The sequence below is a fragment of the Vibrio sp. 970 genome, from assembly GCF_033339075.1.
Genome location: NZ_JAWOTW010000046.1, coordinates 1 through 1492 on the forward strand (window position 1 = coordinate 1; position 1492 = coordinate 1492).

The 1492-nt window shown below is 50.6% G+C and carries 1 rRNA gene (cut by a window edge); it reads left to right on the forward strand.

The features are described from left to right. Positions 1-26: 26 nt before the first annotated feature. Positions 27-1492: ribosomal RNA gene (locus R7Q11_RS24505) — 23S ribosomal RNA — on the forward strand (it continues 1464 nt past the right edge of the window).

Sequence of the window (1492 nt, forward strand, 5' to 3'; positions counted from 1 at the left end):
CAACTCGAAACTCCTTCGGGTTGTATGGTTAAGTGACTAAGCGTACACGGTGGATGCCTTGGCAGTCAGAGGCGATGAAGGACGTATTAACTTGCGATAAGCCCAGATTAGGTAGTAAAAACCATTTGAGTCTGGGATTTCCGAATGGGGAAACCCAATACCATAAGGTATTACTGTTGAGTGAATACATAGCTCAACAGGGCGAACCGGGGGAACTGAAACATCTAAGTACCCCGAGGAAAAGAAATCAACCGAGATTCCGAAAGTAGCGGCGAGCGAAATTGGACTAGCCCTTAAGCTTTACACGCGTTAGACGAACGGTCTGGAAAGGCCGACGATACAGGGTGATAGTCCCGTAGTTGACGACGTGTGTTCAGTGAAATCGAGTAGGGCGGGACACGTGATATCCTGTCTGAATATGGGGGGACCATCCTCCAAGGCTAAATACTACTGACTGACCGATAGTGAACCAGTACCGTGAGGGAAAGGCGAAAAGAACCCCTGTGAGGGGAGTGAAATAGAACCTGAAACCGTGTACGTACAAGCAGTAGGAGCAGGCTTTGTCCTGTGACTGCGTACCTTTTGTATAATGGGTCAGCGACTTATATTCAGTGGCAAGGTTAACCATCTAGGGGAGCCGTAGGGAAACCGAGTCTTAACTGGGCGTTCAGTCTCTGGATATAGACCCGAAACCAGGTGATCTAGCCATGGGCAGGTTGAAGGTTGAGTAACATCAACTGGAGGACCGAACCGACTAATGTTGAAAAATTAGCGGATGACTTGTGGCTAGGGGTGAAAGGCCAATCAAACCTGGAGATAGCTGGTTCTCCCCGAAAGCTATTTAGGTAGCGCCTCGGACGAATACTACTGGGGGTAGAGCACTGTTAAGGCTAGGGGGTCATCCCGACTTACCAACCCTTTGCAAACTCCGAATACCAGTAAGTACTATCCGGGAGACACACGGCGGGTGCTAACGTCCGTCGTGGAGAGGGAAACAACCCAGACCGCCAGCTAAGGTCCCAAATTACTACTAAGTGGGAAACGATGTGGGAAGGCTCAGACAGCCAGGATGTTGGCTTAGAAGCAGCCATCATTTAAAGAAAGCGTAATAGCTCACTGGTCGAGTCGGCCTGCGCGGAAGATGTAACGGGGCTAAGTAGTAAACCGAAGCTGCGGCAATATACTTTTGTATATTGGGTAGGGGAGCGTTCTGTAAGCGGTTGAAGGTGTGTGGTAACGCATGCTGGACGTATCAGAAGTGCGAATGCTGACATGAGTAACGATAAAGGGGGTGAAAAACCTCCTCGCCGGAAGACCAAGGGTTCCTGTCCAACGTTAATCGGGGCAGGGTAAGTCGACCCCTAAGGCGAGGCCGAAAGGCGTAGTCGATGGGAAACGGGTTAATATTCCCGTACTTCTTACAATTGCGATGGGGGGACGGAGAAGGCTAGGTGGGCCTGGCGACGGTTGTCCAGGTTCAAGTGCGTAGGCT